The 7,039-nt window shown below is 70.9% G+C and carries 7 protein-coding genes; 3 read left to right on the top strand and 4 right to left on the bottom strand.

What is annotated here, in order from left to right; translation table 11 throughout:
• Positions 1-97 precede the first annotated feature (97 nt).
• Together ETD83_RS21690 and ETD83_RS21695 are read right to left on the bottom strand one after the other, a co-directional pair.
• A complete protein-coding gene (locus ETD83_RS21690; protein ID WP_138646973.1) occupies positions 98-3,640 on the bottom strand; it encodes a PEP-CTERM sorting domain-containing protein in 3,543 nt (1,180 codons plus the stop codon).
• Entirely contained in the window at positions 3,630-4,235 is a 606-nt protein-coding gene (locus ETD83_RS21695; protein WP_171064361.1) for an RNA polymerase sigma factor, read from the bottom strand. Before ETD83_RS21695 ends, ETD83_RS21690 begins: the two co-directional genes overlap by 11 nt.
• A gap of 242 nt (positions 4,236-4,477) precedes the next feature.
• On the opposite strand from ETD83_RS21695, the gene ETD83_RS21700 reads away from it, so the two are divergent.
• From ETD83_RS21700 to ETD83_RS21710, 3 genes are all read left to right on the top strand, one after another.
• Positions 4,478-5,029, top strand: coding sequence for a hypothetical protein (locus tag ETD83_RS21700; RefSeq protein WP_138646975.1), 552 nt, complete (start codon positions 4,478-4,480; stop codon positions 5,027-5,029).
• Positions 5,030-5,122: 93 nt separating this feature from the next.
• On the top strand, positions 5,123-5,578 hold the full coding sequence (locus tag ETD83_RS21705) for an SRPBCC domain-containing protein (RefSeq protein ID WP_138646976.1): 456 nt from the start codon (positions 5,123-5,125) through the stop codon (positions 5,576-5,578).
• Positions 5,575-5,946: an ArsR/SmtB family transcription factor gene (locus tag ETD83_RS21710; RefSeq protein WP_138646977.1), complete on the top strand. Its 372-nt coding sequence runs from the start codon at positions 5,575-5,577 to the stop codon at positions 5,944-5,946. The genes ETD83_RS21705 and ETD83_RS21710 overlap by 4 nt, the downstream gene beginning before the upstream one ends.
• Before the next feature lie 170 nt (positions 5,947-6,116).
• On the opposite strand, the gene ETD83_RS21715 is transcribed toward ETD83_RS21710, so the two are convergent.
• Both ETD83_RS21715 and ETD83_RS21720 read right to left on the bottom strand, forming a co-directional pair.
• Positions 6,117-6,524: a hypothetical protein gene (locus tag ETD83_RS21715; protein ID WP_138646978.1), complete on the bottom strand. Its 408-nt coding sequence runs from the start codon at positions 6,522-6,524 to the stop codon at positions 6,117-6,119.
• Positions 6,511-7,039 (bottom strand): ATP-binding protein (locus ETD83_RS21720; protein WP_205717808.1); only part of this gene is annotated, 529 nt, incomplete at its 5' end. The genes ETD83_RS21720 and ETD83_RS21715, both read right to left, overlap by 14 nt.

Below are 7,039 nucleotides of genomic sequence, written 5' to 3' on the forward strand. Positions count from 1 at the left end.
GCCAGGGGGATCTGAGCGGATCACGGTGTCCCCGGCCGGGCAAGGCCCAGGACGGGGACCCAGGACCACCCCACGACGTGTTGCCAAATGAAAATGGTCAAACCAGCCGGATGTCGGTGCGGGCGATTCGTCCGGACGTCATTCCCACGGCCAGGACGGTGTACCGGCCCTGGGATGACTGCTGGCGTATCGTCGCGATGGCCTGGCCGTCCCGTCTCATGGTGACGATGGCGAGCGTGATCGCCGGGGAGCCCGCCAGCACGAACCAGACCTGCTCCCCGGGCGAGAAGCCCGTCACCTGTACCGTCGAGTCGGCGCCGGCCAGCTGTGTCGGGGACGTCCGCATGGACGCGTTCGTCGACGGCGGCTTGCCGGACGGTTCCGTATCGCCGAACAGGCCGTACCCGAAGAGGCTCGCGCAGAACACCCCGACCACCACCAGCGCCGCGACGACGACCGTTATCAATCCACAACTGGCCAGTCTGGCCCGGCGTCCGCTGCGCGCGGGGACGCCCCCGCCGTGGCCGGGCGGTCCAGCGCCCGGGCCAGAACCGGGTCCGGGGCCGACGCCGCCCGAGTCGGCGTCGTCGTCGGGTTCGGGCCCGGTCATGCTGCCGAGCACCAGGAGGCGCATCCGTTCCTCGCCGTCGAAATAGGCCGCGTCGTCGGCCGCACCGGCGAGCCGGGCCGCGTCGCCGCCCAGGGACAGGACCCGGGCCCAGGCGCCCCACCAGAGCGTGACGCCCAGCGCCGGGGCCGCCACCCGCGCGAGAGCGCACGCGTGGACGTGCGCGCCGACGCGGACGGCGTCCGCCAGCACCGCGATGACCACGGCGGCGGATTCGGCGACCTGGCCCGGCGGGACGTCGGCGACCCACCTGGTGAGCGGATCGACGAAGTCGGCGGGCGAACGATCCGGGCCGGGCACCGGCATACCGGGTGCGAAGGTCGCGACGTAGCCGGGACCGGCACGTTGCGCGAGCCGCGTCCACAGCAGGTCGTTGAGCGCCTTGCGGCCGTCGCTCACCTCGGCCAGCCTGATCAGCAGGCCCGGCGCCACCGGTACGCCATCGAGCACGCACAGCACGCGGAGCACGGCGCGAACGTCCGGGTCGGCAGCGTGCCACAGGGTGCGGACGGCGTCGTCCGGACGGGTGGGCAACGCGGCCACCGCCCCCGTTCGCGTCGCCGCGACGGCCTGGAGCAGGGCCCGGGGATTTCCCCGGCTGGACCGGGAGAGCTTCCACGCCGCCGCGGCGTCCCCGTGCCACACCCGGTCGCCCAGCTCGGCGTCGAGCAGTGCCCGGGAGGCGCCTTCCGGCAACCCGCTCAGCTCCAGCAACCGGCCCCGTTCCCATTCGATCCGGTCCCGCGCGATGATGATCATCGCCCCGCCGGACACGAGGTCGGCGAGCGCCTCGGCGTCCTCCGCGGAACCGGCGAAATCGTCCACGACCACCAGGGCGCCGACCGTGCTCATCAGGCTTCGCAGCCGCTCGGGTTCGGGCCGGTGGTCGTCCGCGTCGTAGCACCGGCGGAACAGGGCGTGGACGACGTCGTCGGCACCCATTCCCGCAGCCGACATGGACACGACGTCCGCACCGGCCGCGACCCGCTGTCCGGTGAAGAACCGCAGCAGCGCGGACTTGCCCACGCCCGGCGGGCCGCACACCAGCACCGGCTCCCCCGCGTCGAGCCATGCCGCCAGCCGGGCCAGTTCCTCATATCTGCCGACCAGCGGCCGGTCGATGCTGGGAGGGGTCCCGCAGTCCACGTGGGGAATGCGCCGCCGAACCCGGGACGCGAATCTGGTCCGCACCGCGACGACGGTTCCCTGCTGGCAGATCTGCACTTCGTGGTCGCCCACCATGACACGCCCGTAAACGTTCGCGTCCGGTTTGGTGTCCGGCGGGGAGGGCGAACGGCCGCGTCCCGTTCTGGACGGAAAATAGCCCCATGCCTGAAAGTCTTTCTCGCCGCGAAGGCGCATGGGCTGAAAGTCGTCCAGGTTCATCAATTCGGAGTAGTGCCTGAGGACGTTCTCGTACATGTACGCCGACGTGACCAGGCCGAACTCCCCGGATACCACGCCGCCACCGCTGCCGGGACGGGCGGTCGAGTCCAGCAGCCGGTAGAGCAGTTCGAGCGACCAGCCGGTCGCGCCCGCCTCGTCGAAATGGACGATTCCCTGGTGGACGGCCATCCGGATACCGAGCTGGGCCAGGTCGCTGGAAAGCCGATTGTGCCGCCGCAGACCGGCCCGCGTCCCGTGGACGAGCGCGTTCGCCAGCAGTTCGGGCATCACGTCCGGCGGGACGAGAATCAGGAGGCTGTCGCCACGGTCGTAGGAACGGCAGGCGGCCCAGCCGATTCCCACCCTGTCGAACGAATCCCGCATGATCTGGTAAAGCGAGTCGCGGACGTATCGGAGCAGCCCGTCCCCGCGCCACGTCTCCTTGTCGTGGCCGGCGTTGATCGCACTGGCGGCGACCATCGGGCAATGGACGCTGCCCCTGGACGGCCACGAACGCGGACGTCCCCACAACCCGGCCGAACGCGCGAGGTTCGTCTTCCCGGTGCCGGGCGATCCCGCGGCGGTTCTGAGGCGGTCGTGCTCGCCGTCGCCGTCCTCGATGTCCGTCTCGTCATCCACGAGCTCGATGTCGTGCGCGGCCTCGTCGTCCGGAGCCGGTCCGGACGATCCGGACGGTCCAGGTTGCCCCGGCGGTCCCGGCGGTCCGGGCGGGCGCGGCGGATCGGACGACATCAGAGGCGCGGACGACGTGAAGGACACGGACGGCGTGATGGTCGTGGTCGCGGGAACCGGAGGATGCTTGTACACCACCAGTTCGCTCCCCGCCGCCGTGCCGGACGCGCGCAGTTGCGGACTCCCGAGGTGAGGGGGCGGGGCCAGACCGGTGGCGGACCGGACGTGCCAGGCGTTCCCTTGGGCCTCCTGCGCCTCCTGGGCCTCCTGCGCGCCCGCGATCCGGCCGCTGGCGTGCGCCTCGGCGAGTTCGATGATCCGGTCGGCCTCGTCGCGTGCCTCGTCCAGGACGCGTTCCGCGTCCGCCCGGATGCGCTCGGCGTCCTGCCGGGACTGCATGAGTTCCTTGGCCGCCTTGCGGATTCCCTTGTCCTCGTAGTCCTCCGCCTTCAACTGGGCGGTCCGCTCGATCGCGACGGCCCACTCCCGCGCGGCGACCTTGATGTCCTCGGCCTCGCATTTCGCGTCGTCCAGGATCTGCTTGGCCTCCCGCTGGGCGGCCGCCCGGATCCGGGCCGCCTCCTCGCGCGCCGCCGCCTTGATCTCCTCCGCGGCCCGCCATACCGAGGGGTCGACGCAGGTGGCGTCGGAGCAGTCCTCCGGCTCCGTCAGCGCGGGGAGGTCCAGGTCGCCGGACGCGGCGTCCCGCTCACCGGGGACGCGGTCGCCGGGGTCGCCCGCCGGGATCTCCCGGCCGTGCGCGTCGGCGTCGGGGAACTCGCCGCCGGTGAGCCTCCGGAGGCGGCGCTCCACCTCCTCGTCGGGGAGCAGGAGCTGGTTCGCTTCGTCCATGAGGTTGAGGAAGTCGGCCAGGATCTGCTCTAGGGGCTCCTCCGGCTCAGGCGGTTGCTGAGGAGGCGGGTCATTGGTCATCGAGCTTCCTCCCATCGGGTCCTGTCGAGGTCTGGACCCGGCGTTCCATCTCCAGTTCGAGTCGCTGTTGGTCCTTGAGCAGCTTTCTCAGCCGCGCTTTCGCGAGTCGCAGGTTCTGGCGTACGGCGTCTTGTGACTTCTCCAGTTCGTCGGCCGCCTCGGCGGTGCTCATCCCGTTTATCAAGATCAGTCTGGCGACGTCACGCTGTGCGGGAGGCAGGGTTCCGACGATTTGCTCGACCCATTGGTTGTCCTCCCATTCGCACATCAGCGCGTCCGGCTGGGCCTCCGGACGCTCGTGTCCGCCCTTGATCGCGCGCGGCACCTCCTCACGCTGATGCTGTCGCTGTTTGATGAAGTTGGACTTGACGGCACGGCTGGCGTAGGCCAGCGGAAAACGGATCTCGACCCAGCGCCGGAGAACCTCCAGCATGGTCTTTCCGACCGCGTCCTCCGCCTCCTCCCAGGTCGCCCCCAACGCCATCGCCAGGGCGATCAACGACCTGTAATGGTCGCGATAGAACTGGGCGAATCCGGCCGGGGCGGGCGCCCGTTGAGCCGGTACGGCGGCTCGGTCCGTCTCCGATTGCCCCACGAGCGCGCTCCCATCGTCACCGTGGTCGCCTCCTCCGGAGTGGAGGTCCGCGAACACACCGGAGTGTGAAGTCGGAGCCCGAAGTTTTTTGTGTCCGTTCTGACATTCACGAATAAGTGGTCCCACCGGACCTAGGAGGCAAAGGCCCATCCCCGACTTCCCCCGGGAGCACCGCCATGGACCGCACGCCCTCTCCGGCAGCCCCTTTGCCAGAGCCTTCGAAAGACATTTCGAATCCGCCGGTGAACCCGGCGCCCGAGGAGCCCTCCACCGGACGCCGGCATTCGGCCGTCCGCTCCGTGATCCGCACGGCCGACCGCGTGCTGCGGCGCGGCCGCCTGCGAAAGCTGCGGAAGCGCGTGATCGTGCCGCTCCTCGTGACGTCGGCCCTGGCGCTGACGGCCGCCGCCGTGGGCCTGATGGCGCACCCGCAGGCGGCCGCGACGCTCAGCGCGCTCACCACGGTCTACATCGCCGTAGTGAGCACCCAACGCATGCGGGAGGAGCGCTCCACACCGCCCGCCCCGGAGATCAGGACACGAGCGAACGTCGCCGAACACCGGGTCGCCGGCGACCTGGAGAGCGTCCGGAACGTCCCGTGCGACGAGGAGCCCCGGAGCGACCGCGCCCACCGAGGCGAGCCCGACCTCGGTACGGCATCGCCGTTCGACCGCACCACCACGGACACCGAGCCGCGCACCGAACGCACACGCTTCCTCGAAGACATCCGCGACCAGCAGCGATCCGTGCACGAAGCCCGGAGCCACCGCGACCGCTCCACCGGGGACGCGTGAAACGCAACCACCGGTTGCGCATCAAGGCCCGCCGGGGTTAAGCTCACCATGCAACCAAAGGTTGCGGATTCATTCTGAGCAAGGAGGCGGGTTGTGAGCATCGAGCACGAGATCCTGATCGACGCACCGGTGGACGTGGTCTGGCGGACGGTGACGGAGCCGGAGCAGATCGCCCAGTGGTTCAGCGACAAGGCGGCGGTCGACCTGCGGCCAGGCGGCGACGGAACGTTGACCTTTGTCGACAAGGAGACAGCCGCGCAAGAGCAGGCGAACCTCGTCGTGGCGGCCGTCGAACCGCCGCACCGGTTCGCCTACCGCTGGGGCAACCCCGAGGGCACCCGGCCGGGCGAGGGCAACTCGACCCTGGTCGAGTTCAAGCTCGTCCCGGACGGCGACCGCACCCTGCTGCGCGTGACCGAGACCGGCCTGGACGAGACCGACTGGACCGACGAGCGCAAGACCGCCTACATCGACGACCACAACGCGGGCTGGTCCAAGCACCTCGCCGACCTGGCCACGTTCGCGGCGACGGGAGTCGCTCCCAAGTGACCGACCATGACGAGGAGCTGCTGGCGGCGGTCGCGGAACCGAGCCGCCGCCGGCTCCTCGACGTGCTGCTCGTCCAGGGCGAGGCGACACCCACGGCGCTCGCCGGTGACCTGCCGTTCACGCGGCAGGCCGTCACGAAACACCTGGCCGTCCTGCACCGGGCCGGGCTGGTCACAGCCCGCCGCGACGGCCGGGAGGTGCGCTACACCGTCCACCCCGCCCGCCTGGACGAGGCGGCCCGCGCCCTCGCGGACGTGGCCGCCCGCTGGAACACCCGCCTGCAACGAATCAAGACACTCGCCGAAGCCACCCACCGCGACTCCCAACGCGAACCCCAACCCGCGACCCAACAAGACGACCACCCCTAACACCCCGTCGCCCAGCGCGTGCCCAGCGCCGACGCACGACAGTGGCCAGGGCCTGGCCGACTGGGCAGCTGACGCGCCAGGCTCTGCGCCGCCTCGCCCTGCACACAACTGCACAGGCGTATCCGAAACGAGCCTGGACCCTCCAGCGCCGTCAGACTGACCGGCCCCTGTCAGGACCATTCCCGGCGCGGGAACATCCGGTGTTTCAGGAGCAGGTCGAGCGCTTCGGCCGCCGCATTCACGTCCGCGCACGGCGACACGAACCCGCCTCGCCCGTCTCCCGCCTCGAAGTAGCCCCACGCCTGGCCCGGCAGCGCCCGGACGGTCACCGCGACTCCGATGTCGTCAGCAGTTCCACGGGCGTACACCCACAGCAGCGGCACGGGGAACCGCAACTCCTGCCTGTCGTACAGGCCGACGCATCGCCAGCCCATCGGCAGCATCGCGACCCTGAGCAGTTCCAGTTTCCGCACCGCCGCCTCGTGACCCGCGAACGTCCGCCACTCCAGCACGACCCACCAACGGCCGACCACCTGACGCACGCCTCGCGTCGCCTCGACCCGGTCACGCCAGGACACGCGCCCACGTCCATTTCCCGTTCGGCTCAGTCGGGGCGACACCCCACCTGTGCGCCAGCGCTTCCACGATCGGCAGCCCCCGGCCGCCCGTCCCGTCCTGGTGTCCCGCCTCCAGCGCCGCAGCGTCCGGAACCGCCGCGTCGGCCACCGTTTCCACCGCCCGACCGCGCGCCGGCATCGAGTCCGAGCCGTCCCACACCTGCAGCAGCACGCCGTGCGGCTCGCGCGTGAACCGCACCCGGATCTCCTTCCCGGACGTGTGACACACCGCGTTCGTCACCAGCTCACTGGCGATCAGCGTCACATCGTCGACGAGCCCGGCCTGCCCCCACTCGACCAGCCGCAGCTCCACGAGCGTCCGGACCTGCCCCGGAACCGTCCGCGCCGCCCGGAACGTCACGTCCAGCCCTCCGGTGGTCGCGACACCCAGGTGCACACCGCAGCCCGCCATCACGACCGCCGCGCGATCTGCCGCAGAACGAGGACCGCCCGCTCCGCCGACGCCGCCTCGGCCC

Origin of the sequence: Actinomadura soli (genome assembly GCF_005889715.1) — a bacterium.
Classification (GTDB): domain Bacteria; phylum Actinomycetota; class Actinomycetes; order Streptosporangiales; family Streptosporangiaceae; genus Spirillospora; species Spirillospora soli.

Bases quoted from the DNA above. Each gene is read 5' to 3' on its own strand.
- ETD83_RS21690 (WP_138646973.1), bottom strand. From the start codon at position 3,640: ATGACCAATGACCCGCCTCCTCAGCAACCGCCTGAGCCGGAGGAGCCC.